At 72.2% G+C, this 26,609-nt stretch carries 31 protein-coding genes; 13 read left to right on the top strand and 18 right to left on the bottom strand.

Translation table 11 applies throughout. From position 1 onward, the window contains the following. Positions 1-12: 12 nt before the first annotated feature. A complete protein-coding gene (locus tag IEZ24_RS10565) occupies positions 13-189 on the top strand; it encodes a DUF6104 family protein (protein WP_129453612.1) in 177 nt (58 codons plus the stop codon). 33 nt (positions 190-222) lie between these two features. Here the strand turns inward: IEZ24_RS10565 and IEZ24_RS10570 are convergent, their stop codons facing one another. Both IEZ24_RS10570 and IEZ24_RS10575 read right to left on the bottom strand, forming a co-directional pair. Beyond that, positions 223-1,314: a fatty acid desaturase family protein gene (locus IEZ24_RS10570; protein ID WP_129453613.1), complete on the bottom strand. Its 1,092-nt coding sequence runs from the start codon at positions 1,312-1,314 to the stop codon at positions 223-225. Positions 1,315-1,328: 14 nt separating this feature from the next. Beyond that, a complete protein-coding gene (locus IEZ24_RS10575) occupies positions 1,329-2,417 on the bottom strand; it encodes a flavin reductase family protein (protein WP_129453614.1) in 1,089 nt (362 codons plus the stop codon). A gap of 158 nt (positions 2,418-2,575) precedes the next feature. Here IEZ24_RS10575 and IEZ24_RS10580 point away from each other — a divergent pair, with 158 nt between their 5' ends. Further along, positions 2,576-3,280, top strand: coding sequence for a TetR family transcriptional regulator (locus IEZ24_RS10580; RefSeq protein ID WP_129453615.1), 705 nt, complete (start codon positions 2,576-2,578; stop codon positions 3,278-3,280). 13 nt (positions 3,281-3,293) lie between these two features. Beyond that, positions 3,294-3,836: a nitroreductase family deazaflavin-dependent oxidoreductase gene (locus IEZ24_RS10585; RefSeq protein WP_129453616.1), complete on the top strand. Its 543-nt coding sequence runs from the start codon at positions 3,294-3,296 to the stop codon at positions 3,834-3,836. A 27-nt stretch (positions 3,837-3,863) separates the two neighbouring features. On the opposite strand, the gene IEZ24_RS10590 is transcribed toward IEZ24_RS10585, so the two are convergent. Continuing rightward, a complete protein-coding gene (locus IEZ24_RS10590; protein ID WP_129453617.1) occupies positions 3,864-4,568 on the bottom strand; it encodes an SDR family oxidoreductase in 705 nt (234 codons plus the stop codon). After that, positions 4,565-5,533 carry a zinc-binding dehydrogenase gene (locus IEZ24_RS10595; protein WP_129453618.1) on the bottom strand — a complete coding sequence of 323 codons (969 nt, stop codon included), beginning with the start codon at positions 5,531-5,533 and terminating at the stop codon, positions 4,565-4,567. The genes IEZ24_RS10590 and IEZ24_RS10595 overlap by 4 nt, the downstream gene beginning before the upstream one ends. A 69-nt stretch (positions 5,534-5,602) precedes the next feature. Between IEZ24_RS10595 and IEZ24_RS10600 the strand changes: the two genes are divergently transcribed. After that, positions 5,603-6,844 carry a GNAT family N-acetyltransferase gene (locus tag IEZ24_RS10600; RefSeq protein ID WP_165355971.1) on the top strand — a complete coding sequence of 414 codons (1,242 nt, stop codon included), beginning with the start codon at positions 5,603-5,605 and terminating at the stop codon, positions 6,842-6,844. Between the two features lie 53 nt (positions 6,845-6,897). Here the strand turns inward: IEZ24_RS10600 and IEZ24_RS10605 are convergent, their stop codons facing one another. From IEZ24_RS10605 to IEZ24_RS10615, 3 genes are read right to left on the bottom strand one after another with little or no spacing between them, the layout of a single operon-like run. Then, a complete protein-coding gene (locus tag IEZ24_RS10605) occupies positions 6,898-8,505 on the bottom strand; it encodes an alpha-amylase family glycosyl hydrolase (RefSeq protein WP_129453620.1) in 1,608 nt (535 codons plus the stop codon). Further along, positions 8,505-9,677, bottom strand: coding sequence for an NAD(P)-dependent malic enzyme (locus IEZ24_RS10610; protein WP_129453621.1), 1,173 nt, complete (start codon positions 9,675-9,677; stop codon positions 8,505-8,507). Before IEZ24_RS10610 ends, IEZ24_RS10605 begins: the two co-directional genes overlap by 1 nt. 20 nt (positions 9,678-9,697) lie before the next feature. Continuing rightward, a complete protein-coding gene (locus IEZ24_RS10615; RefSeq protein WP_275938072.1) occupies positions 9,698-10,078 on the bottom strand; it encodes a S24/S26 family peptidase in 381 nt (126 codons plus the stop codon). Between the two features lie 50 nt (positions 10,079-10,128). On the opposite strand from IEZ24_RS10615, the gene sodN reads away from it, so the two are divergent. The 4 genes from sodN (at position 10,129) to IEZ24_RS10635 (ending at position 12,727) form a co-directional block, all read left to right on the top strand. Then, entirely contained in the window at positions 10,129-10,530 is a 402-nt protein-coding gene (sodN, locus tag IEZ24_RS10620; protein WP_056601510.1) for a superoxide dismutase, Ni, read from the top strand. Positions 10,531-10,645: 115 nt separating this feature from the next. Further along, positions 10,646-11,281: a GNAT family N-acetyltransferase gene (locus IEZ24_RS10625; protein WP_129453623.1), complete on the top strand. Its 636-nt coding sequence runs from the start codon at positions 10,646-10,648 to the stop codon at positions 11,279-11,281. 179 nt (positions 11,282-11,460) lie between these two features. Continuing rightward, the gene (locus IEZ24_RS10630; RefSeq protein WP_129453624.1) at positions 11,461-11,877 is read left to right on the top strand and encodes an ATP-binding protein; all 417 of its coding nucleotides are present in this window, start codon (positions 11,461-11,463) and stop codon (positions 11,875-11,877) included. Between the two features lies 1 nt (position 11,878). Then, entirely contained in the window at positions 11,879-12,727 is an 849-nt protein-coding gene (locus IEZ24_RS10635) for a SigB/SigF/SigG family RNA polymerase sigma factor (protein WP_129453625.1), read from the top strand. A gap of 10 nt (positions 12,728-12,737) precedes the next feature. Here IEZ24_RS10635 and IEZ24_RS10640 read toward each other — a convergent pair whose 3' ends face one another. After that, positions 12,738-13,094: a hypothetical protein gene (locus tag IEZ24_RS10640; protein WP_129453626.1), complete on the bottom strand. Its 357-nt coding sequence runs from the start codon at positions 13,092-13,094 to the stop codon at positions 12,738-12,740. A 237-nt stretch (positions 13,095-13,331) separates the two neighbouring features. On the opposite strand from IEZ24_RS10640, the gene IEZ24_RS10645 reads away from it, so the two are divergent. After that, complete coding sequence (locus tag IEZ24_RS10645) at positions 13,332-13,583, top strand: WhiB family transcriptional regulator (protein ID WP_056601527.1); 252 nt, start codon at positions 13,332-13,334, stop codon at positions 13,581-13,583. 28 nt (positions 13,584-13,611) lie between these two features. On the opposite strand, the gene IEZ24_RS10650 is transcribed toward IEZ24_RS10645, so the two are convergent. Then, positions 13,612-15,081 carry a sensor histidine kinase gene (locus IEZ24_RS10650; protein WP_129453627.1) on the bottom strand — a complete coding sequence of 490 codons (1,470 nt, stop codon included), beginning with the start codon at positions 15,079-15,081 and terminating at the stop codon, positions 13,612-13,614. Positions 15,082-15,149: 68 nt separating this feature from the next. Between IEZ24_RS10650 and IEZ24_RS10655 the strand changes: the two genes are divergently transcribed. Genes IEZ24_RS10655 through IEZ24_RS10665 form a run of 3 tightly spaced genes read left to right on the top strand, consistent with a single transcriptional unit; the run spans position 15,150 to position 18,191 of the window. After that, on the top strand, positions 15,150-16,004 hold the full coding sequence (locus tag IEZ24_RS10655; protein WP_129453628.1) for a DUF2785 domain-containing protein: 855 nt from the start codon (positions 15,150-15,152) through the stop codon (positions 16,002-16,004). Between the two features lie 9 nt (positions 16,005-16,013). Next, positions 16,014-17,693 (top strand): acetolactate synthase, encoded by a 1,680-nt coding sequence (locus IEZ24_RS10660; RefSeq protein WP_129453629.1) that lies wholly within the window; start codon positions 16,014-16,016, stop codon positions 17,691-17,693. 9 nt (positions 17,694-17,702) lie between these two features. Beyond that, positions 17,703-18,191, top strand: coding sequence for a GNAT family N-acetyltransferase (locus IEZ24_RS10665; RefSeq protein WP_207206696.1), 489 nt, complete (start codon positions 17,703-17,705; stop codon positions 18,189-18,191). A gap of 9 nt (positions 18,192-18,200) precedes the next feature. Here the strand turns inward: IEZ24_RS10665 and IEZ24_RS10670 are convergent, their stop codons facing one another. Both IEZ24_RS10670 and IEZ24_RS10675 read right to left on the bottom strand, forming a co-directional pair. Further along, positions 18,201-19,619 carry a hypothetical protein gene (locus IEZ24_RS10670; RefSeq protein WP_129453630.1) on the bottom strand — a complete coding sequence of 473 codons (1,419 nt, stop codon included), beginning with the start codon at positions 19,617-19,619 and terminating at the stop codon, positions 18,201-18,203. Beyond that, on the bottom strand, positions 19,616-20,131 hold the full coding sequence (locus IEZ24_RS10675; protein WP_207206697.1) for a SigE family RNA polymerase sigma factor: 516 nt from the start codon (positions 20,129-20,131) through the stop codon (positions 19,616-19,618). The genes IEZ24_RS10670 and IEZ24_RS10675 overlap by 4 nt, the downstream gene beginning before the upstream one ends. A gap of 100 nt (positions 20,132-20,231) precedes the next feature. On the opposite strand from IEZ24_RS10675, the gene IEZ24_RS10680 reads away from it, so the two are divergent. After that, positions 20,232-20,606, top strand: a complete 375-nt coding sequence (locus IEZ24_RS10680) for a thioesterase family protein (RefSeq protein ID WP_129453632.1) — start codon at positions 20,232-20,234, stop codon at positions 20,604-20,606. Positions 20,607-20,766: 160 nt separating this feature from the next. On the opposite strand, the gene IEZ24_RS10685 is transcribed toward IEZ24_RS10680, so the two are convergent. The 7 genes from IEZ24_RS10685 to IEZ24_RS10710 form a co-directional block, all read right to left on the bottom strand. Next, entirely contained in the window at positions 20,767-22,089 is a 1,323-nt protein-coding gene (locus IEZ24_RS10685; RefSeq protein ID WP_129453633.1) for a hypothetical protein, read from the bottom strand. Between the two features lie 216 nt (positions 22,090-22,305). Beyond that, complete coding sequence (locus tag IEZ24_RS10690) at positions 22,306-23,778, bottom strand: HNH endonuclease signature motif containing protein (protein ID WP_191192845.1); 1,473 nt, start codon at positions 23,776-23,778, stop codon at positions 22,306-22,308. Between the two features lie 268 nt (positions 23,779-24,046). Then, complete coding sequence (locus IEZ24_RS22540; RefSeq protein ID WP_369759046.1) at positions 24,047-24,121, bottom strand: 50S ribosomal protein bL37; 75 nt, start codon at positions 24,119-24,121, stop codon at positions 24,047-24,049. Positions 24,122-24,198: 77 nt separating this feature from the next. Next, complete coding sequence (gene rsrA, locus IEZ24_RS10695; RefSeq protein ID WP_129453635.1) at positions 24,199-24,471, bottom strand: mycothiol system anti-sigma-R factor; 273 nt, start codon at positions 24,469-24,471, stop codon at positions 24,199-24,201. Beyond that, positions 24,468-25,100, bottom strand: coding sequence for a sigma-70 family RNA polymerase sigma factor (locus IEZ24_RS10700; RefSeq protein WP_397190695.1), 633 nt, complete (start codon positions 25,098-25,100; stop codon positions 24,468-24,470). Before IEZ24_RS10700 ends, rsrA begins: the two co-directional genes overlap by 4 nt. Before the next feature lie 87 nt (positions 25,101-25,187). Continuing rightward, positions 25,188-25,850 (bottom strand): alpha/beta hydrolase family protein, encoded by a 663-nt coding sequence (locus IEZ24_RS10705; protein WP_129453637.1) that lies wholly within the window; start codon positions 25,848-25,850, stop codon positions 25,188-25,190. Continuing rightward, a complete protein-coding gene (locus IEZ24_RS10710) occupies positions 25,847-26,602 on the bottom strand; it encodes an SOS response-associated peptidase (RefSeq protein WP_129453638.1) in 756 nt (251 codons plus the stop codon). Before IEZ24_RS10710 ends, IEZ24_RS10705 begins: the two co-directional genes overlap by 4 nt. Positions 26,603-26,609: the final 7 nt, after the last annotated feature.

The raw sequence follows: 26,609 nt of genomic DNA on the forward strand, positions 1-26,609 counted from the left end.
GGAGCCGGGGCGTTGTACTTCACCGACCGCGGGATCGAGGAGCTCGAGAAGCGCCGGGGTGACGAGGAGGTCACCCTGGCGTGGCTCGCCGAACAGCTGCAGGCCTTCGTCGACGCCCACCCCGACTTCGAGGTGCCGATCGAGCGGCTGGCCACCTGGCTGGCCCGTCTCGACGACCCGGAGGACTGAGCCACCCGGCGCCGACCCGGCGTACGCCGCGGCTCAGGCCGCCAGCGGGCGTACGGCCTCCTGACCGCCGGACGGCTTCGGCGAGCGGTCCGGGAGCGCGAGGCGGCAGATCTTGCGTGCCACGCTCGCCAGCTGCCTGCGCAGCGGCCCCGTCGTGTACTCGATCCCGTAGCGCTCGCAGATCTCGCGCACCTCGGGAGCGATCTCGGGGTAGCGCTTCGCCGGCAGGTCGGGGAACAGGTGGTGCTCGATCTGGTGGCTCAGGTTGCCCGACATGACGTGGAACAGCGGCCCGCCGGAGATGTTGGCCGAGCCGAGGACCTGCCGGTAGTACCAGTGGCCGCGCGACTCGTCCTCGCACTCCTCCTCGCTGAACGTCTCGGCGCCGGCCGGGAAGTGGCCGCAGAAGATGATGTTGAACGCCCAGACGTTGCGGACAAGGTTGGCCGTCGCGTTGCCGACGAGGGTGAGCGGGAAGAGCGGGCCGGTGAGCGCCGGGAACAGCAGGTAGTCCTTGAGGGCCTGCCGCCTCACCTTGCGCATGATCCCGGCGTGCAGCGCCTTGTTGTCCTCCATCGTCCGCGTGCCCCTGACGATGTTCTCCACCTCGAGGTCGTGCATGGCCACGCCCCACTCGAAGAACACCATCAGCAGCAGGGCGTACACCGGGTTGCCCAGGTAGTAGGGGTGCCACTCCTGGTCCTCGTCCATCCGCAGGATGCCGTAGCCGATGTCGCGGTCCTTGCCGAGGACGTTGGTGAACGTGTGGTGGATGTAGTTGTGGGAGTACTTCCACTGCTCGCCCGGGCAGACGTTGTCCCACTCGTAGATGCGTGAGTTGAGGTGCGGGTCGCCCATCCAGTCGTACTGGCCGTGCATCACGTTGTGGCCGATCTCCATGTTCTCGAGGATCTTGGAGGCCGAGAGCGCGGCGACGGCGAGCGGCCAGGCCGGCGGGAGGTAGAATAGCGCGCGGCCGAGCACCTCGAGCTGCTGCTGGCGCCTGACGATGCCGCGGATGTACGCCGCGTCGTCCTCGCCGAGGTCGTCGAGGACGCGACGGCGCAGCGCGTCCATCTCCGCGCCGAACGCGTCGAGCTGGTCGGGGGTCAGGTGGGGCTTCATGGTGGTCCTTCCGGTCACAGGTCGACGACGCAGTCGCCGGCGGGGGCGGAGACGCAGATCTGGATGTCCTCGTCGGGCAGCGAGGACTCCGCGCCGGAGAGCACGTTGCGCACGGTGCCCTCGGCCTTGCGGGTGGTGCAGGAGAAGCAGATGCCCATCCGGCAGCCGAAGACCGGGCTCAGGCCGGCGTCCTCGGCCTGCTCGAAGATCGAGGCGCCGGAGTTGGCGACCCGGCGGTCCGAGCGGGCGAACCTGAGGTCGCCCTCGGCGCTGCCGGTCGCCGTCGCCGGCGGCTTGAAGTGCTCCAGCCGCAGCCGCGGGCTGTCGCCGTACGCCGCGCGCACCAGTTCCATCATCCCGGCGGGGCCGCAGGCCCAGGTGTCGGTGTCGCGGAAGCCGGGTGCGAGTCGACGCAGCTCGAGCTCGCTGAAGCGCGCGTCGCCGTGGCGCAGGTGCACGGTCACGTCGTTGTCGTCCTCGGCGATCCGGGCGAGCTCGGCGGCGTAGATCTGGTCCTCCGGCGAGCGGGCGTGGTGAAGGAACGTCACGGGTCGTCCGGCGCGACCGTCGTAGCCGTCGCGCAGCAGGGTGCGCAACATCGACATCGCCGGCGTGATGCCGGAGCCACCGGTGATGAAGAGCAGCGGGTCGATGCCGGGCGTGGCAGGGCTGACCGGGAGCGTGAAGCTCCCCTCGGCCTGGGAGAGGTGGAGCAGCAGGCCGGGTGCGGCGTCGACGAGGTGCTTGCTCACCTGCCCGTCCGCGTGGGCGCGGACCGTCAGGGCGATCTCCTCCCCCGCTCCCGAGGCGGGTGAGGAGATCGAGAAGCACCTGGTCATGCGTCGCGCCGAGCCCGGCAGGTCGAGGCCGACCTGGACGTACTGGCCGGCGCGGTGCCCGCGCCACGTGGCAGTGGGCCGGAGCGTGAGGGTGGCGACGGGGGCGCCGGGCGTGTCGGTCTCGCGGCGTACGTCGACGACGCGGGCCCGCACCTCGTGCGCCGCCCACATCGGGTTGATGCGCGAGAGGTAGTGGTCGACCCCGTGCGGCGAGGTGAGCGCGGCCGCGGTGCGCGAGCGGACGAGCCGGTCCAGCACGACCATCTCGGCCTCCTTGACAGTGAACGTATGTTCACTCAAATATGACCGACGTCCCCACGGCTGTCAACGCAGCCCCGCGTGATCCACCCCACGGTGCGTGCACACGCGTGCACCGCGATCCCGCGCCGCACTCCCCCGTACGGGTGCCCTACGATCGCCGCATGCCTCGCGTCGAGCCCACCGACCCTGCGCGGCCGGAGCCCGAGTCCGAGCCCGCATCCGAGTCCGGTTCGGAGTCCGGGTCACGCGCCGAGCGCAAGGAGCGCACCCGCCGGGCGATCCTCGACGCGGCGCTCGCGCTGGCCGCCGACTCCAACCTCGCGGCGATCTCGCTGCGGCAGGTCGCCAAGCAGGTGGGGGTGGTGCCGACGGCGTTCTACCGCCACTTCGGCTCGCTCGAGCTGCTCGGGCTCGCACTGGTCGACGAGAGCTTCCGGTCGCTGCGGCTCATGCTCCTCGACGTCTGGCGGCACGCCCCGGAGTACCGCGACTTCATCGACGGCTCGCTGCCGATCGTCGCGCAGCACGTGCGCGAGAACCGCTCCCACTACGCCTTCATCGCGCGCGAGCGCACGGCCGGACCGCCGCGCGTGCGGGAGGCGATCAGGCACGAGATCGACCTGATCACCCGCGAGCTCGCCACCGACATCGCGCGCAGCGGGGCGGCCGAGCAGTACTCCAGCGCCGACATCGGGCTGCTGGCCGACCTCATCGTGTCCTTCGTGGTGACGATGGCCGAGCGGCTCGTCGACGACCCCGAGGCCGAGGAGCGCACGTTGGCGCAGGCGCGCACCCAGCTGCGGATGCTCCTCGTCGGGGCGCTCAACTGGCGCTCGCGCGAGCCCGCCGACGGCGGGAGCCGCTGACGTGGGAGACGAGATGGGAGACGGGACGGCTGCTCACCCGGGCCTCGCTGCCGAGCTCGGCTACGCGCACTCCTCCGGCAACCCGCTGCACCGGCTGGTCAGGTGGGGCGCCGGCACGCGCGCCGGCGGCTGGGTGTTCTCGCGCACGCTGCGGCACCTCGACGACGCCGTCGGCCGGCTGACCGGAGGCCGCCACAGTGCGCCCGGCCTGCTCGCCGGCCTCGCGGTCCTGGACGTGACGACGACGGGGCGCAGGTCCGGCCGGAGCCGGACGAGCCACCTGATCGCGACGCCGTACGCCGGCGGGCTCGCGCTGCTCGGCACCAACTTCGGGCAGGCCGCTACCCCGGCGTGGGTGCACAACCTCGAGGCAGACCCGCGCGCGAGCGTGACCTACCGCGGCACGACGCGGGACGTCGTCGCGCGTGCGGCCACCGCCACCGAGGCCGCCGAGGTCTTCGAGCTGGCCGGCCGCTTCTACCCCGGCTACGCCCACTACCGCAGGCGGGTCGGCGAGTCCCGGCGGATCCGGGTGCTCGTGCTCGAGCGGGCCTGACCGCGCGGCCGGGTCAGGAGCGAGCGCTCAGGTGCCCGGACGGGGGACCACCGGACGTACGGTCACGTCCGGGATGGTGGCGTCGGCCGGCAGGTCGATCACGTGCAGCAGGGTGTCGGCGACCGTGTCGGCGCTGATCCAGCGGGAGGCGTCGTAGGTGCGCCCCTCCTGCTCGTGCACCTTCTCCTGCATCGGGGTCGCGGTGCGACTGGGATAGACCGTGCTCACCCGTACGCCGTGCTCGACCTCCTCGGCCCGCAGCGAGTCGGCGAAGGCGCGCAGGCCGAACTTCGAGGCGGCGTAGGCCGACCACTCGGCACTGGCGGTGAGGCCGGCCGAGGAGTTCACGAACACCACGGTGCCGCGACCCGCGCGCACGTGCGGCAGCAGCTCGCGGGTCAGCACGGCGGGAGCGGTGAGGTTGACCGTGACCTGTTCCTCCCAGGCGGCCAGCCGCAGCCGCTCGACCGGGGCGAGGTCCACGACCCCGGCGACGTGCACCAGCGAGTCGACGGGCCCGTCGACCTGACGGCCGAGGCCGTTGAGGGTCCCCGGGTCGGCGAGGTCGGCGACGAGGAGGTGGGCGTGGGGGAAGGTGCTCGCCAGCTCGCCGGCGCGCGCCTCGCTGCGGGCGAGCAGCACGAGGTCGTCGCCGCGGTCGGCGAGCCGGCGGGCCAGCGCCGCGCCGATGCCGGAGCCGGCCCCGGTCAGGACGTGCCGCCGGACGGTCATCGGGTGAAGACGATCTTGCCGAACACGTCGCCCCCGGCCATCGCCGCGAAGCCATCGCGTGCCTGGTCCATCGGGAGCGCACGGTCGACGAGCGGGCGCGTGCCGGTCGCGTCGAGGAACCGCACCAGCCGGTCGAGCTCGGCGCGGGTGCCCATCGTGGAGCCGATGACCGAGAGCTGCTTGAAGAAGATGTGCGTCAGGCCGGCGTCCCCGACGTCGGGACCGGAGGTCGTGCCGCTGATCACGATGCGGCCCCCCGGGCGCAGCGAGCGGATCGAATGGGTCCAGGTGGCCTTCCCGACGGTCTCCATGACGGCGTCGACCTTGACCGGCAGGCGGGCGCCGGACTCGAAGACCTCGTGCGCGCCGAGCTCCAGCGCCCGCTGTCGCTTGGACTCGTCACGGCTGGTGGCGAGGACCGTGAGGCCGGCCGCGCGGCCCAGCGTGATCAGCGCCGTGGCGACGCCGCCGCCGGCACCCTGCACCAGCACGGTCTCGCCCGGCTGGCACGCGCCCTGCACGAAGAGCATCCGGTAGGCCGTCAGCCACGCGGTCGGCAGGCACGCGGCCTCCTCGAACGACAGCGACGCCGGCTTGGGCACGAGGTTGCGGCGCGGCACGACCACCTGGTCGGCGAAGGTGCCCTGGTGGCGCTCCGAGAGCAGCGACCGGCCGGGGTCGTCCGCCTCGTCACCGGTCCAGCGCGGGTCGCCGATGACGCCGTGCACCACGACCTCGTTGCCGTCCTCGTCGATGCCTGCCGCGTCGCAGCCGAGGATCATCGGCAGCGACTCCTGGCGCAGGCCCACCCCGCGCAGCGACCACAGGTCGTGGTGGTTGAGGCTGGCCGCCTTCACGGTGACCGTGGCCCACCCGTCGGGCGCCTCGGGTGCGGGACGCTCCCCCACCACCAGGCCGCTCAGCGGGTCGTCGGAGGAGAAGGACTCGGCATAGACGGCGAACATTCCTCGACCCTAGCGAGTGCTGGTCGTTATCCGGTTGCGGGTCCTCAGCCCGGACTGTTGGGTTGCCGGGTGAGCATCGACGTACGTCCCTCGGAGGACGCCGAGAAGTACCTGGCCACCGACCAGCTGGTCTGGTTCGGCGAGGTCACCGACGCCGACGCCGATCACCTGCGGCTCGGGCTGCCCACCGACCAGCGGTTCGCGGTGGACCTCCCCGACGGGCCGTCGGACCTGCACGCCGGCATCTACGGCGTGCGCCCGATGGAGATGTCGCTGCCCGGCGACGCCCTGGTCCCGATCGCCGGGCTCACCTGGGTCGGCGTACATCCCGACGCCCGGCGCCGCGGGGTCCTCACCGCGATGATGACCGACCACCTCGCCCGCAGCCGCGACGCCGGGACCGCGATCTCGGCCCTGCACGCGAGCGAGGCCGCGATCTACGGTCGCTACGGCTACGGACTCGCGGTGCTGACCCACCAGGTCGACCTCGGCCGCGGGACGACGTTCACCGCGCCGCACCTCGAGGACGAGGTCGCCGGCATCACCACGCAGCTCGTGACCATGTCCGACGACGGCGTGGCCGAGCGGATGCGTGCCTGCCAGCTGGCCGCGGCGCCGGACTTCCCCGGCACGATCGTCGGCTCCCCCGGGTTCTTCACGCTGATGACGTCCGAGACGCCCGAGCAGCTGCGCGACAAGGAGCGGCGCCGCGTCCTGTTCGCCCGCCGCCACGGCTCGGACGTCGGCTTCGCCGGGCTGCGCCGCGAGCACAAGTGGGCCGACGCACGGCCGTCCGGGACGGTCACCGTCGGCACCTTCACCGGCGGTCCGGCAGCGCGGCTCGCCCTCGCCCGCCGGGTGGTCGACCTCGACCTGATGGGCACCACGAAGCTGGAGAACATCGGCGTCGACGACCCGGTCCTCGGCTGGGTCGGCGGACCGCGCGGCACCGGCGACCTCAAGACCTGGGACAGCACGTGGGTACGCCTCGTCGACCTCGAGGCAGCCTGGGCGCTGCGGTCGTACGAGTCCGACTGCGACGTCGTCGTCGAGGTCGCCGACCGCTACGCCCCCTGGAACGCCGGGCGCTGGCGCCTGCTGGCCTCCGACGGAGTCGGCTCGGCCTCGCGCTCCGACTCCCCCGCCGACGTCACGCTCGACGTCGCCGTCCTCGGCGCGGGCTACCTGGGGCACGGCATCGCCGGCCTCCTGCGCGCCGGGGTGGTCACCGAGCACCGGCCGGGGGCGTACGCCGGGCTGGCCCGCGCGATGCGGACCTCGCTGGCCCCGGAGCCGTCGATCGGGTTCTAGCGGCTCGCGCCCCCGGCGCGCCGGGGGGCCGGATCCGCCGCACGTGCGGCGGATCAGGCGAGCTCGAGGACTCCGTAGCCGAAGCCGTCCACGCGAAGCCCGCTCGGCAGCACGTCGACGCCCTGCCCCAGGAGCAGCCGCGCGCCCTCGAGCCCGTCGACCGCGACCTCGGCCGGCTCGCGGCGCGGGTTGACCACCACGACGTGAGAGTCGCCGCGGCGCCAGGTGAAGGGGTAGCCCTCGTGCAGGACGGTCGTCGGGGCGCGGCCGCCGAGGGCCGGGGTGGCACGACGCAGCGCGATGAGCCGGCGCACCAGGTGCAGCGTCGAGCCGGGGTCCTGCTCCTGCGCACTGACGGTCGGCCGGTCATCGGACGGGTCGATGGGGAGGTAGAGGTCCTCCGGGGCGGCGGTGGAGAAGCCGGCGTTCGGCGAGTCGTCCCACTGCATCGGCGTACGGCAGCCGGACCGGTTGTAACCGGGGTTGCAGATCGAGCCCTCCACGTCGGGCAGGCCGGGCACGTAGCGCATGCCGATCTCGTCGCCGTAGTAGAGCGAGGGGACGGTGCCCCAGGTGAACAGGAACGTCAGCGCGGCGCCGAGCTGCTCGGGCGTACGGGGGGCGGTGCGCAGCCGGCTGAAGTCGTGGTCGGCGGTCCCCATCAGCACGGGCCGGGTCGGGTCGTCCGCCCGTGCCGCGGCCCACCCGTCGAGGAAGGTGCGGGTCGTGCCCCTGCCGTCCTCGTGGAAGAACGCGTCGCCCGTCCGGTGGAAGGGCAGGACTCCTGCACCCTTGTTGTCGAAGAGGCTGGCGTGCTCGGCGTGGATCACGAGGAAGAAGTCGGCGTCGAACCCCATGCCCTGGCCCGTGCGCGGCTCCACGCCCTCCGGGACCAGCACCGCGTCGGGATGGGCCGAGGCCAGCCAGGCCTGGAGGTCCCGCCAGACCTGCGTCGCCGCCCCCCGACCGGCGTTCTTGCCGCGGTGGTCCTTCACCAGGGAGAACGCCATGTCGACGCGGAACCCGGCGACGCCCCTGCTCAGCCAGAAGTCGAGCACCTCGCGCAGCATCTCCTTGTTGCGCGTCGGGCCCGGGTCGTCGACGGCGTCGCGCCACGGCTCCGCCTCCGGCGTCTCGGTCCACCCGAAGTTCAGCGCGGGCTGCTCGTCGTAGAAGTTCTTGAGGTACCAGCCCCGGCGCGGCCCCGGCGACGGCACCCACGCCGGTGTACCGGGGACGCCGGGCTCCCACGCCCACTCCGGGAGCTCCTCGCACCAGACGTAGCGGTCGCCCTCCGGACTCGGGCCGTCCGCGTGGAGCTCGGCCTGGAACCACGGGTGCTCGATCGAGGTGTGGCCGGCGACCAGGTCGAGCAGCACCCGGATCCCGCGTCGTCCCGCCTTGTCGACCAGCTCGACCAGGTCCTCGTTGGTGCCGTAGCGCGGCGCCACCTGCAGGTAGTCCGAGACGTCGTAGCCCGCGTCGACGAACGGCGAGGCGAAGCAGGGGTTGAACCAGATGGTGTCGACACCCAGCGACTCGACGTGGTCGAGACGCTCGATCACCCCGCGGAGGTCGCCGATCCCATCGCCGTCGGAGTCCGCGAAGGACTGCGGGTAGATCTCGTAGACGACGGCGTCGCGCAGCCAGTCGCCGGCCATCAGCGGCGCGCGACCCCGTCGGCACGGGCCGCGGCGGCGACGGCGTCACGTACGGCTCCCGGCACCCGCGGGTCGAAGGGCGAGGGGATGATCATCTCCTCGCTCAGGGCGTCCCCGACGAGCTCGGCGAGCGCGGTGGCGGCGGCGACCTTCATGCCCTCGGTGATCGCGGTGGCGTGCACGTCGAAGGCGCCGCGGAAGATGCCCGGGAAGGCCAGCACGTTGTTGATCTGGTTGGGGAAGTCCGAGCGGCCGGTGGCCACGACCCGGGCGTACTTGTGGGCCAGGTCGGGGTGCACCTCGGGCGTCGGGTTGGCGAGACCGAAGATGATCGCGTCGGCGGCCATCGAGGCCACGATCTCCTCGGGCACCTGCCCGCCCGAGACGCCGATGTAGACGTCGGCGCCGGCCATCACGTCGGCGAGGGTGCCGCGGCGGCCGAAGTGGTCGGCGGTGTCGCGGGCGAGAGCGGCCTTGACCTCGGTGAGGTCCGAGCGCTCGGAGTTGAGCACGCCCTGCCGGTCGAGGACCGCGATGTCCTTGATGCCGGCCTCCAGCAGGATCCGGGCGACGGCGACGCCGGCGGCACCGGCGCCCTGCACCACGACGCGTACGGTCGCGGCGTCGCGGCCGGTCAGCCGCAGCGCGTTGGTCAGCGCCGCGAGGGCCACCACCGCGGTGCCGTGCTGGTCGTCGTGGAAGACCGGGATGTCGAGCCGCTCCTTGAGCCGCGCCTCGATCTCGAAGCAGCGTGGGGCGGAGATGTCCTCGAGGTTGATGCCGCCGAAGCTCGGTGCCAGCCGTACGACCGTCTCGATGATCTCCTCGACGTCGGTGGTGTCGAGGCAGATGGGGACCGCGTCGACGCCGCCGAACTGCTTGAACAGCACCGCCTTGCCCTCCATCACCGGCATCGCCGCCGCGGGGCCGATGTCACCGAGGCCGAGCACCGCGGTGCCGTCGGTGACGACCGCGACGGTGTTGGGGACCCAGGTGTAGTGCTGCGTCATCGACGGGTCCGCGGCGATGGCCTCGCACACCCGCGCCACACCCGGGGTGTAGGCGAGCGACAGCTCCTCGGGCCCGGTCAGGGCGGCCGTCGACAGGATCTCCATCTTGCCGCCGACGTGCAGGTCGAACACGGGGTCGCCGGCGTGCGGGTGCGAAGCCATGCCGGCGATACTCGCACAGCTCAGCCGCCCCGGAGCCGGCGTCCCATGCGTGGCGATGGCCACACCCGCAGCCGTACGACGCCGAGGACGTCGCTCTCGGCCACGGGGCCGCGGTGGCGGGAGTCGACGCCCTCGTCGGGGTTGTCGCTGAGCAGCCACCAGCCGGCTGCGCCGGAGCGCGTACGCCGCGGCTCGCCCGCGCGCTTGACCGTCAGGGTGCCGTCGGCGAACCGGGCGACGACGAGGTCCCCCGCACGCGGGCGTACGCCGTGGCGCACGAGCAGGAGGTCGCCCTCGCGGAGCGTGGGGAGCATCGAGCGACCCCGCACGACGGCGGTCCCGAAGGGGGGCCGGACGTCTCCACCCCTCGGGGCGAGACCCCGCTGCTGACGCCTCTCCACGCGGAGTAGTGTCGCAGCAGTTGCACACCTTCCCGATCGAGAGGAACCCGATGCTTCGTCACCTGCTCGCCCCCACTGTCGAGGTCTCCGCGCACTGCGACCTTCCGTGCGGCGTCTACGACCCCGCCCAGGCCCGCATCGAGGCCGAGTCGATCAAGGCGATCATCGCCAAGGTCGCCGACAACGACGACCCCGACTTCCGCACCCGCGCGATCCTCATCAAGGAGCAGCGCTCCGAGCTCGTCAAGCACCACCTCTGGGTGCTGTGGACCGACTACTTCAAGCCCCCGCACTTCGAGAAGTACCCGCAGCTGCACACGCTGGTCAACGAGGCCACCAAGCTCGCCGGCGCGTCCGGCACCAAGGGCGAGCTCGACGCCGCGAAGGCCGACGAGCTGCTCGCCAAGATCGACGAGATCGCCGAGATCTTCTGGGAGACGAAGAAGGCCTGAGCGGCTTGCCGCTACGCCTCTCCCACCACGCCGCCCCGGTCCACGGACCGGGGCGGCGTTCGTGCACCCGGAGGCGCCGGGCTGGCTAGGCTCTGGGCCACCGACAGGAGGCGCGATGATCGAGCAGGTCACCCTGCGCGACGGCACCGACGCGTTCGTCGTGCCGCTGGAGCGGACCGACCGCGCGCAGCTCGCGGCGGAGTTCGAGACCCTGTCGCCGGAGTCGCGGCGCCGCAGGTTCCTGGCGCCCGTACGCCACCTCTCCGACGCGATGCTGGAGCACCTCGTCGACGACGTCGACGGGATCGACCACGTCGCGCTCGTGCTCTGCGCCGAGACGACGCCCGACGTCTACGACCCGGTCGCCCTGGCGCGGATCGTGCGCTACGCCGACGTCACCGACGCCGCCGACCTCGCCGTGACCGTGAAGGACGAGTGGCAGGGTCGCGGCGTGGCCTCGGCGCTGCTCGACGTGCTGGTGCGCGCGCGTCCCGCCGGGGTGACCCGCATCGTCACCGAGGTGCTCAAGGACAACCCCGCCTCGCTCGCGATGCTCCGCCGCCTCGGCGAGGTCTCCCTGGAGGACGAGGGGAACGGCGTGTACGGCGTCGTGGTCGCGCTCGCCGACGGCGCAGCGGCCTCGCCGCCTGTGGACGTGCCCCCGGGCGAGAGGCAGGCGCCGCTGCTGAGCGACCGCCGCCACCGCCATGCGCTGCGCACCCGGGACCAGGTGTGTCCCTGGTTCCACTGACCTGTGACGGCGCCGCCCGTCAGGCCATGGCGCCGGCGGCCTCAACGGGGGCCGAGAGCGGACTGGACCACCCCGGAGGTCGGCGACGCCTCCGTGCGGCCCGCTCCCGCCCCCCCGGCTGGCAGGCCCGGTTAGTGTGTGGCGAGCACATCGGCTCCGACGACGGGACACTGACGCAGATGGCAGATCACACGGGGGGCGCTCGCGCCGACGTCGAGCTGCGGCTGCCTGCCCAGGGCGCCTACGCGACGATCGTCCGCACCACCGCGGCCGGCCTCGCCGCGAGGCTGGACTTCACCATCGACGACATCGAGGACCTGCGCATCGCCATCGGCGAGGCCAGCGCGCTCGTCATCCCCGAGGCCGACCCCGGCACCGACCTCGTGGCGTGCTTCTGGATCGGCCGTGGCTCGATGACCGTCGAGCTCGAGGCCGAGGCCGCGGACGACCCCCCGCTCGACACCGAGAGCTTTGCCTGGCAGGTGCTCGACACGATGGCGCAGGACGCGTCGGCAGGATCGGAGGGTGGACGCTTCCGCGTCCGCTTCACGGTCACGTCGGCGATCGCTGCGGGAATGACAGGTGCCGAGCTCTGACATGAGCGCAGACACGGGGGACACGGGGGACGACACCGCGGTACACGCCGCGGTCGACCGCGAGCTCGACGAGGACGTCGTGCCCAGCGGTCTCGAGCACGTACGTGCGCGCAGCGCCGAGCTGTTCTCGCTCCTGCGCGACGAGGGCGTGAGTCCGGCTGCCCGGTCGGTGGCGCGCGACGACCTGGTGCACCTCCACCTGTCACTGGTGGAGCACTGCGCGCGGCGCTTCCGCAACCGCGGGGAGCCGTTCGAGGACCTCGTGCAGGTCGGCACGATCGGCCTGATCAAGGCGGTCGACCGGTTCGAGACCGACCGCGGCGTCGAGTTCTCCACCTACGCGACCCCGACGGTGATCGGCGAGATCAAGCGCCACTTCCGTGACAAGGGGTGGGCGATCCGGGTCCCGCGACGCCTGCAGGAGCTGCGGATGCAGATCGGCGGGGCCACCGGCGAGCTGACCCAGAAGCTGGGCCGCTCCCCCACCCCCCGCGAGCTGGCCGGGGCGATCGGCTGCACGGTCGAGGAGATCATGGAGGGCATCGAGTCCTCCCACGCCTACGCCACGCTCTCCCTCGACGCCTCCGACGACAGTGACGACGGCCCGCCGGCGATCCTGGCCGGGCTCGGGGTCGAGGACGCCAACATCGAGCACGTCGAGGTGCGCGAGTCGATCAAGCCGCTGCTCGAGGGCCTCGGCGAGCGCGAGAAGCGGATCCTGCTGCTGCGCTTCTTCAAGAACATGACGCAGTCGCAGATCGCCGAGGAGATCGGGGTCTCCCAGATGCACGTCTCCCGGCTGCTCACTCGCACGCTCGCGCAGCTGCGCACGTCGCTCGAGGCCGACTGACCCCACCGGGTCAGGGGTCCAGCCGGGCGTCCGCCTCCAGCACCTCGGTGGTCGCCGGGTGCAGGAGTCCGGCGACGACGACCAGGGCACAGGCGGCGAGCCCGATCGCGATGAGGGTCGTCGGGTCGTCGCGGAAGTTCCAGGCCAGGCCGAGCTGGATCAGCTGCGCCATCACCACGGGCCCGCGCGCCCACCGGCGCACCTTCCACAGCGACCACGCGCACCACGCCAGGCCGGTGGCGGCGACGAGGAAGAAGGCGGACGTCGTCAGCCCCATGGTGAGCCGGATCGCCCTGAGGTTGGCCAGCTCCAGGACGCCGAGCGCGGCGAGCACGAACGCCTCCAGGGCGACGAGCGAGGCGGCCACCACGAGTGGGGGCGGCGGGGTAGGGTCTGGCGTAGGGGGATGAGCCTGAGGCGTAACGGGCACTGGACAACAGTAGTTGTGACGGACACGACCAGCGTTGGGGGTTGTGTGAACGTTCAAGTCTTGCCAGTCTGGTCGCTGCCCACTTCGGTGATCGCACCGTCTGGCGCCCGGGCTCCGCTGAATGTCCGACAACAGCACTTGCCCTGTGACTTAGAAAGAGGGATTCCCCCACTCATGGATTGGCGCAGTCGCTCTGCATGCCTCGACGAGGACCCTGAGCTGTTCTTCCCGATCGGCAACACCGGGCCGGCGATCCTCCAGATCGAGGAGGCCAAGCAGGTGTGCCGGCGCTGCGAGGTGCGCGAGCAGTGCCTCGCCTGGGCCCTCGAGGCCGGGCAGGACCACGGCGTGTGGGGTGGCCTCAGCGAGGACGAGCGTCGCGCGCTGAAGCGCCGCAACGCCCGCGCGCGCATCCGCACGGCCTGACGCCCGAAGCCCTCCCCCGGACCTGGGCTCAGTCGATCGGCAGGTCGGCCTGCACACGGGTCCCGCGGGTCCCGGGTCCGATCTCGAGGACACCCCCGAGCTCGGACTCCACGAGCGTGCGCACGATCGACAGCCCGAGCTGCGTCGACCCGTCGAGGTCGAAGTCGTCGGGCAGGCCGCGCCCGTCGTCCTCCACGACGACGTGCAGCCGTCCCACGATCCGGCGCGCGGTGACCACGACCCGGCCGTCGGTCGCGGCGGGCACGCCGGCGTAGCCGTGCTCGACGGCGTTCTGGAGCAGCTCGGTGAGCACCATCGCGAGCGGTGTCGCCGCCTCGGAGGCCAGCTTGCCGAACGAGCCCTCGCGGACGACGCGTACGGGCACCTCGACGCCGCTGACGTCGACGACCATGGCGCCGAGCCGGTCGGCGATCTCGTCGAAGTCGACCGTCTCCTCGACCGCGTGGCTCAACGTCTCGTGCACGATCGCGATGGAGCCGACCCGGCGTACGGCCTCCTCGAGCGCCGCCTTGGCGTCCTCCGCGCGCGTGCGCCGGGCCTGCAGCCGGAGCAGCGCGGCCACCGTCTGGAGGTTGTTCTTCACCCGGTGGTGGATCTCGCGGATCGTCACGTCCTTGGTCACCAGCTCGCGGTCACGGCTGCGGAGCTCGGTGACGTCGCGCACCAGGAGCAGCGCGCCGCTGCGCTCCCCCTCGGGACGCAGGGGGATGCTGCGCACGATCAGGGTGACCTCGTCGGTGCCGACCTCGGTGGCGCGGCCGTCGCGGCCGCCGAGCACCGCGCTGAGGGTCTCCTCGTCGGGACGCTTGCGGGCCGGCACCAGGTCGCGCGTGAGGTCGGCGAGGACGTGACCGGCGAGGTCGCCCTGGAGGCCGAGGCGCCGGTAGGCCGAGAGACCGTTGGGGCTGGCATAGACCACCCGCCCCGCCGGGTCGAGGCGCACGAAGCCGTCGCCGACCCGCGGCGAGTCGGCGTGGTCGCTGCGCTGCCCCGGGAGCGGGAAGTGGCCCCCGGCGATCATCTGGGTCAGCTCGGCTGCGGTCTGGAGATAGCTGAGCTCGAGCCGGCTCGGCGTGCGGACGCCCAGGAGGTTGGTGTTGCGCGCGATGGTGGCGATCACGCGGCCGGCGCGGCGTACGGGGATCACCTCGACCCGTACGGGCACGTCGTCGCGCCACTCGGGGTCGCCCTCGCGCACCAGCCGGCCCGTCGTGAAGGCCTCGTCGAGCATCCGGCGCCGTCCGGTGGGGATGAACGTGCCGAGGACGTCGTCGACGAGCGCGGTCGGGCCGGTGGTGGGCCGCATCTGGCCGCCCGCCCAGTAGCCCTTGCCCTCGCGGTCGGGCAACCACAGCACCAGGTCGGCGAAGGACAGGTCGGCGAGGATCTGCCAGTCCGCCATGAGCAGCTGGAGCCAGGCGACGTCCTCCTCGACGAGGTCGGTGTGGGCTCGCACGAGCTCATGGAGGGACGGCACGTCGCCAGCCTAGGGCCACCCGTGGACCGGACTGGGCGGTGACGGAGGCGGCTGGCAGGATGGGGGTCATGTCGATCGGGTACTGGGACCAGGTGCAAGCAGCCGGGTTCGAGGTCCCGTCGGACCGGCCCCTCGACGACCTCACCGCCGAGCTCACCACGATGCTCGGCTCCACGCGGCCCGAGGTGCGTGACGGCACCGCCTATCCCGCCCTGGCGACCTGGATCGACAACGGCGTCTACGACGACCTGCTGCTCGGTCTCGGCGACGGGATGGTCACCGGGTTGTCGGTCGGGCTGGGCGAGTCGGGCACCGACACGGTGTTCCGCCGCAGCTTCAGCGCGCTGATCGTGGCCGAGTGCCTCGAGCGCGACAACGACCAGCACCTGCTGCCCGGTGGCAAGGTGATGGAGTGGGGCGACCGGCTCGCGACGTGGTTCCTCGCCGAGCAGGACACCCGCGGCTTCGTGCCGGAGAAGGGGTGGGCCCACGCGGTCGCCCACGGCGCCGACGCCCTCGGCGCGCTCGGGGAGTCCCCCCACCTGGCCGGCCCGGAGCTCGCAGTCCTGCTCGATGTCCTGGCCGAGCGCCTGCTGCAGCAGCCGCCCGACTCCCCGCTGGCCTCGGGCGAGCCGGACCGGATGGTCCACGCCGCGATGCGCATCCTGCGTCGCAACGCCCTCGGCCTCGACGTGCTCGAGCCGTGGGTGCACCGCATCGGCGCCGCTGGCAACCCCTTCGTCGGCCCGGTCGACCACGACCCCTTCGCGCCCACGGCCGCCCCACAAGCCTTCCTCCGGGCCCTCTTCGTGCAGCTCTCCCTCGCCCCCGAACCGCCGACCGTCCGCCCCGACCTGCTGCTCGTGGTGATCGAGGCGCTCCGGCTGACCAACGCTCCCTACCTGCGAGTAGACACCCGCTAGCCTGCGGGCATGAGCGAGAGCAGCGAGATCTCCGGGCACAGCGGCGAGCTGGCCGTCCACGTCGCCCGGGCCCACGGCGTGGAGACGATGTTCACCCTGTCCGGCGCCCACGTCTTCCCGATGTACGACGGCGCGGTGAAGACGCAGGAGGAGGGCAAGGGCCCGCAGGTGCGGCTGCTGGACGTACGCCACGAGCAGACGGCCGCGTTCGCCGCCGAGGCCACCGGCAAGCTCACCCGCGTCCCGGGCCTGGCCGTCCTCACCGCCGGCCCCGGTGTCACCAACGGCATCAGTGCGATCGCGCAGGCGCAGTTCGCCGGCTCGCCGATGGTGGTCGTCGGCGGCCGTGCTCCCCAGAACCGTTGGGGCACCGGGTCGCTGCAGGAGCTCGACCAGCCCCCGATCATCGCGCCCGTCGCCAAGGCGGCGAAGACCCTCATGACCGCCGGTGACGTCGCCGCCGGGATGGACGAGGCCTTCACGCTCGCGCGCTCCAGCCACCGCGGCCCGGTGTTCGTCGACGTGCCGATGGACGAGTTCTTCAACTCCGCCTCGGGCACCGTCGGCTCGGGCGAGGGCACCCGCGTCGATCCCGACCCCGACGCCATCGCATCCGTCGCACGGCTGCTCGCGCAGGCCGAGCGCCCCGTGCTGATCCTCGGGACCGACGTCTGGGCCGACCACGCCGAGGCGGCCGCGCTGCGCTTCGTCGAGGACCTCGGCATCCCGACCCTCACCAACGGCATGGGTCGCGGCGTCATCCCCGGCGGCCACCGGTCGCTCGTCACCAAGGCTCGCGGAGCCGCCCTGTCCGGCGCGGACCTCGTCGTGGTGGTCGGCACGCCGCTGGACTTCCGCCTCGGCTACGGCTCCTTCGGCGGTCCGGACAAGAACCCGGCCGGCGAGTTCGCGAAGGTAGTCCACATCGCCGACTCCCCCGGCCAGGTCGCCGGGCACGCCGAGCTCGCCGGCTCCGTCGCGGGCGACCTCACCACCGTCCTCGACGGCCTGCAGGCCGCGCTCGAGCGCGGCGACAAGCCCGACTGGCAGGCGTGGTCCGACCAGCTCGCCGACCAGGTCAGGGCCGCCGCGGCCCGCGACGCCGCGCTCCTCACCGCGGAGGCCGATCCGATCCACCCGGCGCGCATCTACGGCGAGCTGGTCCCCCGGCTCGCCGACGACTCCGTGGTCATCGGCGACGGCGGCGACTTCGTGTCCTTCGCCGGCAAGTACGTCGAGCCCCAGCGCCCCGGCGGCTGGCTCGACCCGGGCCCGTACGGCTGCCTCGGCGCCGGCCTCGGTGCCGCGATCGCCGCCCGCATCGCCCGGCCGAGCGCCCAGGTCACCCTGCTGCTCGGCGACGGGGCCGCGGGCTTCTCGCTGATGGACGTCGACACCCTCGTACGCCACGACCTGCCGGTCGTGATGGTGATGGGCAACAACTCCGCCTGGGGCCTCGAGAAGGGCCCGATGCAGATGCTCTACGGCTACGACGTGGTGGCCGACCTCGGCCAGCGCACGCCCTACGACGAGGTCGTCCGGGCGCTCGGCGGCGCCGGCGAGACCGTGACCGACCCGAAGCAGATCGGCCCGGCGCTCGACCGGGCGTACGCGGCGGGTGTCCCCTACCTCGTCAACGTGATCACCGACGTCGAGGCTGCCTACCCGCGCAGCACGTTCGGCATCTGAGGCGGCCGGGTGACGGGGGTGGAGCTGCGCCGCGTCCGGCCCGAGGAGCTCGCGGCAGCAGGCGACGTCTGCGTGGCGGCGTACGAGCCCTTCCTCACCGGAGCCGAGGACGACTACCGCGAGCGGCTGCGCGACGTCGCGACCCGCGACTCGCAGGCGGAGGTGTGGGTGGCCCTCCTCGACGGCCGGGTCGCCGGGGTCGTGACCTGGTGCCCGCCCGGCTCCCCCTGGCGGGAGATCGGTCGCGACGACGAGGGCGAGTTCCGGATGTTGGCGGTCGACCCGAGCGCCCAGGGTGCGGGCGTCGGCACCGCGCTGGCGATGCTGTGCGAGGAGCACTCCCGCGCCAGCGGCGCGACGGGGATGGCGCTGTCGTCCCTGGCGACGATGACGGCCGCGCACCGGATGTACGCCCGGCTCGGCTACGAGCGCGACCCCGGGCGGGACTGGTCGCCGCTTCCGGGCGTGGACCTGCTCGCCTTCCGCAAGTCCTTCTGAGCGGCCGTCTCAGCAGCGGCGCACCGTGGCGGGGTCGTCGACGTCGTCGAAGCACACGACTCGCGATGGCAGTGCGGCCATCTCCGATCGGGAGACCATCGTCCAGACCCAGGCCTGCCAGGTGCCGTCGTCGCCCTCGACCACCGTGACCACGCCGCCGTTCCGGGTCAGCCACGTCCGCACGTCGTCCCGGTCGAGGAGCTCGATCTCCCCGACCGCCTCCAACGCGCGCAGCCCGTCGCCGTCCTGCACCAGCACCTTGACGTACGACGGGTCCCACGCCGAGGTCACGAACAACGAGACGCCGTCGGCGGTGACCGCCATGGGCTGCACCGTGGAGACCCGCGGGTCGGCGACCTGGAAGTCGTCGTAGCGCATCACACGGCCGTCATCTCCCTCCACCACGAGGCTCGGGTCGGAGGCGGCCTCGAGCCGGGCGGTGAACCGGTAGCCCTCGGCGAAGGTGGCGCCCTCGCCGATCCCGAAGGTGTCGGTGGCGACCGGCGTGATGTAGGGCAGCTCTTCCTCCTCGTCACCCTCGCACGGTGCGAGTGACTCGGGGCCGCTGCGCAGGCACCCGACCGACTCGGGCCGGAGCACCCCGTGGGCGTCGAGGCGCCACTCCCATGCGTCGACGACGATGGTCTCGGTCCGGACGAGGCTCATGTTGCCCCGGGCGAATGAGCTGCGGGACCTGCTGGAGTAGAGCCGCCCGTCCTCGATCCAGTAGTCGTGGAGCCGCACGAGGTCGTAGTGTTCCGTCTCGCTGCCGGCCACCGGTTCCTGGCCGCGCACGAGCAGCTCGGGATCGTCGACCCCCGCCTGCACCAGCAGCCCGTGGCGGAGGTCGAAGACGAGGGGATGGCCGCCACCACCGACCGTGGAGGCGTCGTCGTAGTAGAGGACGAGCTCCTCGTCGCCGTCCCGGTCCGCGTCGATCGGCGCGAGGACGTTGGTGTCGATCGTCGTGCCCACCTCGGCGATGCCGTACGCCTCCGCGCCGGTGCTGCTGAGCGTGGTCTGCATCCGGAAACGACCGTCGAACTTCTTCGTGGGCTCGCCGAGGAAGGTGACCTTCTCCCGGGTCCCGTCGCCGTCGAGGTCGAGCCTCGGCGGGCGCGACAGCGTGTGGGGCTCCCAGTCCCGGCCGACGTCGGCCGGCAGCTGCAGCTCGACCTCGTCGTCGGGCCGCGGCGCGATGTCGTCGGAGCGCGGGTCGCGGGCCAGGCCCTGGAAGACGGCGCCGAGGACCAGCAGGACGACCGCAGCGGTGGCGAGCAGCACCCAGGGCGACTGCCAGCGGGCGCGCAGCGGGGTGGCCGTCGCCAGTGGGCTCAGGTGCTCGGGCTGCACGAGCTCGGCCCGCGCGGACAGGGCGGCGCGGAGCCGCTCCTCCATGTCGGCGTGGCTCTCAGGCGTGGTCGTCATCGCTCCTCCTTCCCCGAGCTCGTGGCCGTGGCCTGCATGGCCTTCTCCAGCGCCACCAGCGCGCGGCTGGCGGTCGACTTCACGGTGCCCTGGCTGATCCCGAGCGTCCCGGCGATCTCGGTCTCGGTCAGGTTCGACCAGTAGCGCAGCACCAGGACCTCCCGCTGCCGCGGAGCGAGCCGGTGCAGCGCCGCGATGACCTCCCGGTGCTCCTCCGCCAGCACCGCGCTGTCCTCGGGCGAGGGTGGGGACAGGTCATGGGGTGGTGAGTACGCTCGGGCCGTACGCCGCCTGCGCAGCGCGGAGCGGGCCGTGTTGACGACCGAGACCCGCAGGTACGCCAGGGCCTTCGACGGGTCCCGGACCGCGTCGGGGCGACGGGCGAGGGCGGCGAACGCGTCCTGGACGACGTCCTCGGCCGAGGCGAGGTCGTCGACCAGCAGGACCGCCAGCCGCACCAGCGACAGCCGGTGGGCAGCGTAGAGCTCGGTGATGTCCACTGCAGGCTCCATCGCCACCCCCGACCCCGCGGTCCTCACGCCCATGTCTGGTAGACGTGTGTCAGCTCCTCAGGTTGCCCCACTCCCCCGACATTTCCCGGAAGGCCTGCCCATGCCGCAGCTCGCGCCCGCCACGCTGACCTTCACCGTCACCCACGACGACACGGCCGCCGCGGTCGGCAGCGGTTCGCTGCCGGTGCTCGGCACCCCGCGGCTGCTCGCGTGGCTGGAGGCCGCGACGTGCGCCGCCCTCGAGCAGGCGCTGCCCGAGGGCTCGACGAGCGTCGGCACCCGGGTGCAGGTCGAGCACCTCGCCGCAAGTCCGGTCGGCGCCGAGGTGGAGGTGAGCGCCTCCAGCGCGTACGAGGACGGCCGGCTGCACCGCTTCACGGTCAGCGCCCGCGACACCTCGAGCGGGAAGGTCCTCGCCGCGGGCGAGATCACCCGGGTCGTGGTCGACGCGAAGCGGTTCATGTCCCGGGTGTGATGCGCGAGCGCCCGATGTCACCAGTCCTCCGTCTTCTATCGAGGTCGCTGCTTGCTCCGCGCGGTCAGACCGCGGACGGGCCGCCGGGCCGCCCCGGGGAGGGACGGCCCGGCTGCTACCTAACCCACTGCGGGGCATACAAGACGCGCCTATCGCTGGGTCAGATGCGCTTCTCGCAGTTCCGAAACTTCTCGCCCTGACAGACGTCGCGCTGGAGTCCACCGCTGACGCGGTCCTTTCCGGGGCCGCCGATGAGGCGGTCCTTTCCGGGGCCGCCCGCGATGGTGTCGCGGCCACGGCCGCCAACAAGGCGGTCATCGCCGCTGCTCCCTTCGATGAAGTCAATGCTAGGGCCGCCGTCGATCGTGGCAGCGTAGTTGGAGCACCGAGGCCTGACCCAAGGGTCTGCGAGATCTCTGTACCTGGCCTCAGCGGAGAGGAGGTCCCGGCCCTTCATCCCCTTGATTGTCGTCCGGCACGCGGCGACGGTGATGTGGTTCGCGCGGTCGGTGCCGATGACGTCGGCGCGCTTCGCGGCCACGGTGAGGTCAGGGAAGCCGCGGACGCGGACCGATTCCTCCACGCCCACCTTGGTGGCCGTCACCCGGGAACCGCTCAGGTCGACGCGCACCCGGTCGTGGTTATGGAGGTCGAGCAGCAGTCTGTTGCGCCCGTCGCCGCCCTTGATCCGCGTCGCCTTTCCGCCCAGGCTGTTCGACTCGTAGGAGTCGTGCCCGCCGCCGAGCGCGATGTCGCGGTCATACGTCATCGGCGCGTTGACCTTGACGCGCTCGGTGCCGTCGGTGCCGCGGAACGTGAACCGTCCGTACTTGGCCGACGTAGTGAAAACGAGCCGGAGTAACCGGCCCGTCCAGGTGAGCGCCGTGTCGGCGCCGGTCACCGTGCCGCTGGCGTCCACCGTGCCGCTGGCGTCCACGGTGACGTCGCCGTTGGCGGATCGCACGCCCAAGATGCCGTTCCTGCCAAGGGACACCGCGCCCGGGGCGGTTTGGATGCCGCTCCAACTGACTTCGCCGGCGGCGACGACGAGGTCGATGATGTCGGCGTTCGGCTGGCCTGCCATGCCGGAGATGACGAGGCCTTCACCGCTGACGCGGATGACGTCGGCATCGGTGTCGGTGCCGTCGACGGTGCCCGCGTAGATCGTGGAATTGTCGCGCTCGGAGGGGATGAACGTGTCGGCCCCCGCGCCGAGGACGACGATGACGCCGATAGCGTAGGTCACGCCGCCGTTCTCGCCGGTCGAGCACACCAGGTCATCGCCGCCGAGCGCGTCGACACGTATCGCGCCATTCGTGACGATGACGTCCGCGCCCTCCGTTCCGGTGATCTGACCCCCGGGCGTCCCGACGATGGTCGCCGCCTGCCCCTGACATGTCTCGCCCACTGCGGCGGCCGTGCCCACTGGCGCGAGCAACGCCGCGCCTAGAAGCGCGACGGCGGTCAGACTGATGGCCCTCATGATTCCCCTTGATCGTTGACGAATCCCAGTGTGACGAGGCATCGGACCAAAAGGTTGTCACGACCTGCTGACTGACGCCGACGTCCGCTCATCGCCATGTCCGGTCACTGGCGTCCTCAACAGGACACACCCGTTGAGAGGTCTCCCAAAGCGGCCGACCTGGCGCCTGGGCATGCCGCTGGCCCGATCACCGGTGGTGTCGGGCTGGCGGGGCGGTCAGGGTCTGGACGTGGGTTCTGGTCTGGGTCGTGGGCGTGGTGGGTCGGTGGTGATCCGCCTGCCCGTGGGCAGGGTCCACTCGTACGCGCCGTCGGGTCGTCGGTGGTAGGTGAAGGCGCCGAACGTCTTGGCCCGGTGGTGCCGCCGACACAGCGGCGCGAGGTTGACCGGGTGGGTCTGTCCGGGCGGTCCGCCGTCGTCGATGGGGACGTACGCGGTGATGTGGTCGAGGTCGGCCCGTTCGGAGGGGCGGGTGCAGCCGGGGAACACGCACGTGCCGTCGCGCAGCCGGACCGCGGCGGCCATCCGGGCGGGCGGGTCGTGCGCGTCCACCGCGGGCATCCGGTCTGCGTCGGTGACGGGCTGGATGACCACCTTCGCGGCGGTGAGCAGCCATGCCTGGAGCCGTCCCAGCAGCATCGGGCCGAGCTGGTCGCTGCGCGCGACGCCGCGGGGGTCGATGCCGTGCGGGTCGGTGAGGAGGTCGCGGTCGGTGAGGTGCAGCACCAGCCGTACTTCACCGTTCCGACCTGCCGTCCCGCTTTCCCGAGTGGGCCGCCGGAACGGGTCCGCGGACGCGTAGGTGGCCTCCTCGGCCACGCACACCGCCTCGTCCCGGTCGGGGTCGACCTCCCGGTCGGGGTCCGCGACATCCGCAGCGGCAAGGAGATCGAGAGCCTGCTGGGGGTCGGCGAGCAGCCCGACCGCATGAGCCCGTCGTACGCCGAGGTCGCCGTGGTGACCCAGCGCCTTCATCGTGGTGGCCATCGTCGACACCGTGTTGTCGAACGCAATCGCATCGGCGGTGTCGAGACTCATGAACACCTCGCTCACCCCAGGCGCACCCTGCTCGTGGCGGACCTCCACCCGCCGGGCGGCGAGGGCCTCGTCGTGGTCGGCGATCGCGCGGTCCGGGTCGGCGTACAACCGGGCCTCGTGGACCAGCACCCCCACCCGGTGCGGGTTGAGCCGCCGCGGCTGCCACACCAGCAGCCGGTCCGCGTGCCCGGCCGCGACCACGTCGAGGTCCCGCGACACCCGCGCCGCCTCCCGGGCCAGCCGCACCGGAACGGCCAGTGAACGCACCAGCACCCACAGGCGTGGCAGGCGGTGGGCCAGGTCGAGCACGTCACCCAACAACGCCAGCGTCGCCTCGTGGGACTGCTCCAACAGGCCCGCGAGCTCGATCACCGCGAACTCCGCCACCAGCGGGGTCCCGTCACCGGCGATCGGCAGCGGACGCTCCCCGAACAACGCCGCCGCCGACCCGGGCGTGTGGACCGTGTCCGAACGCCACCCCGCCGCGACCTCCTCGTCGGACACCACATGGGCCTCGGCCCACGCCAGCGCGGACTCGAGCACCTCGACCTCGACGCGGCGCTTCGCGCCCATCGCCGCGACCGCACGGTCCAGCACCACACGGCTCGAGAGCCGGGGGCTGGTGGCGGGTGCCGGAGCGGTGGTGGACATGGGTCCAGTCTCCCAGAGACCACCGACACTCCGACCTGCGAGAACAGGGCTGTGGAGAAGCGTTTTCGAACAGGTCCACTAGCGCGACGGAGCCGCCGCTCACCTACCGCGCAGAGGGCCTCGATTCGCCGGAGTCGTCCCTCACCCGGCTGCTCGACCACCGGAAAGGTGGCGGCTCATCCAGCGAGAAGGACCACCGAGGAGAACCGGACATGCAAAAGTCCCCGCCGGGGCGGGGACTTCTACGAGATGACGGCGCGGGTGCGCGTCAGGCGTTGGGGCGCTTGCCGTGGTTCGCGCCCTTCTTCTTGCGAGCGCGGCGCTTGCGTCCGGTCTTGCCCATGGTGGTCCTCCTGGAGTCGGTGCTCGGAGCAGTGTCTCAAATCCACCCGGGGGCGGCCAATCGGAGCGAACCGGGGCTCAGGAGCCACCCTCGGTGATCTGCACCTTCACCTCGCGCAGCTGGAGGCGTACGCGGTCGCGCAGGGACTCCGGGGCCGACTCGGAGCAGGACCGGGCGACGAGCTGCTTGACGGCCTTCTGGAGGTCGTGGCGCTCGAGGCAGGGCCCGCACTCGCGCAGGTGCATCTCGACGACGGCGCAGTCGGCCTGGTCGAGCTCGTTGTCGATGAAGTAGACGATGCGCTCGATGTAGTCGACGCAGTCGTCCTTGCCGTGCTCGTGGCTGCTCACGACGCTTCCCCCTCGTTGCCAGGGACGGTGGATGCGGGCAGGAGGTCGTTGGCACGGACGTAGTCGGCGAGCATGTCGCGGAGCTGGCGGCGACCGCGGTGCAGGCGCGACATCACGGTGCCGATCGGCGTGTCCATGATCTCGGCGATCTCCTTGTAGGGGAAACCCTCGACGTCGGCGAGGTAGACCGCGAGGCGGAACTCCTCGGGCAGGCGCTGCAGCGCGTCCTTGACCTCCGAGTCGGGCAGGTGCTCCAGCGCCTCCATCTCCGCGGACCGCAGGCCGGTCGAGGAGTGGGACTCCGCCCGGGCGAGCTGCCAGTCCTCGACGTCCTCGGACATCGACTGCTGCGGCTGGCGCTGCTTCTTGCGGTAGGAGTTGATGTAGGTGTTGGTGAGGATCCGGTAGAGCCAGGCCTTGAGGTTGGTGCCGGGCTTGAACTGGTGGAAGGCGCTGTAGGCCTTCGCGAAGGTCTCCTGCACCAGGTCCTCGGCGTCGGCGGGGTTGCGGGTCATCCGCATCGCCGCGCCGTAGAGCTGGTCGAGGTAGGGCAGCGCGTCGCGCTCGAAGCGCGCGGAGCGCTGGTCGGAGGTCTCGTCCTCGACGGAGATCTCGGTGGGCGTGGACATCTCGTCCCTGAGCGATTCGGTCATCGCCTCCCACAGTACCGCCGTGGGTCGATCGAGGGTCAGTGCGTTCACACCGCCCTCAACACCTCACCCTCGTCGGGGATTCCCGACGACCTCGCGCACGAGCCACTCCAGCGTCGACTCCACGACGATGCCCATCGCCTCGGCCTGCGTGACCTCGCCCCGCGCGGGGACCTTGAGCCCGTGGTCCCCGCCGGGGATCACCACGATGTCGAGCCCGACCTGGTCGACGGGGAACTCCTCGGGGCGCCCCATCGGGTCGCGCTCGCCCTGCACGAGCAGCGTCGGCAGCCCCACCGCCTGGAGCTCGTGGAGCCGTGTCGGCTCGGTCCTGCCGGGCTGGTGCAGGGGGAAGGACAGCGCGAGGCAGCCCGTGGCGCCCAGCGCACGCGCCGTACGGGCGGCCGAGCGGGCTCCCGCGGAACGCCCACCGACGACGAGGGGCGTGCGCACGCGCATCACGTCGGCGGCGCACCGCAGCGCCGCGTCGAGGGTCGGCGGCGCGGTCGCGACCTTGCGGCCGGCCACCCGCCACGGCTGCTCGAAGAGGACGACGGAGACGCCCTGGGCGGGAAGCGCGTCGGCGAGGGCCCACAGGTCGCGGGACTCCACGCCTCCCCCGGCCCCGTGGCTGAGCAGCAGCGTCGCGATCGGGCTCGTCGCGCGCCGGGTGTGCAGCCGCCCCTCGCCGTGGGGGGTGTCGACGGATCGGATGGTCGCCTTCTTCACGGCGTGCCCTCCTCCTGGGGCTCGAGGGGCAGCGGCTCGACGAGCTCGGGTCCGTTGTTGCGAACGTTGTTCACGAGGGTCGGCACGGCGTACGCCTCGAGCCGGCCGGGCGCGGCCGGCACCAGGAGCGAGGTGTCGCCCGGCGTGGTCGGGTCGAGCCACGCGTGCCAGCGCTCGCGCTCGACCATCAGCGGCATCCGGTCGTGGATGTGGCCGAGGGAGTCCTCGGCCTCGGTGGTGAGCACCGTGCAGGTCCAGCGGAAGCGGTCGGGGTCGTCCTCGGCCTTCGTGGGGTCCCGCCAGATCTCGTAGAGCCCTGCCATGGCCAGCACTCCCCCGTCCTTGGGACGGATGAAGAACGGCTGCTTGACCGGCTTGCCCTTGGCGTTGGTCCGCGAGGTGGGGTACCACTCGAAGTAGCCGTCCGCGGGCAGCAGCGCCCGCCTGGTCGCGAACGCCTTGCGGTAGGCGGGCTTCTCCGCCACCGTCTCCATCCGCGCGTTGATCATCCGGTTGCCGATGGACGGGTCCTTGGCCCACGACGGCACCAGTCCCCAGGTGAGGACGCGCAGCTGGCGCTGGGCGGGCTCACCGGACTCCCGCGACGGCGGGCGCTCGACGACCGCGTAGACCTCCTTGGTCGGCGCGACGTTGTAGTCGGCGGCCAGCGGCGCGGCGATGCGGCTCTCGACGACCTCGAACTCCTCGACGAGGTCTTCCGAGCTCCGGGACGACGCATAGCGACCACACACAGGAGCC

The organism is Nocardioides ganghwensis (assembly GCF_014779655.1).
GTDB classification, from domain to species: Bacteria; Actinomycetota; Actinomycetes; order Propionibacteriales; family Nocardioidaceae; genus Nocardioides; species Nocardioides ganghwensis.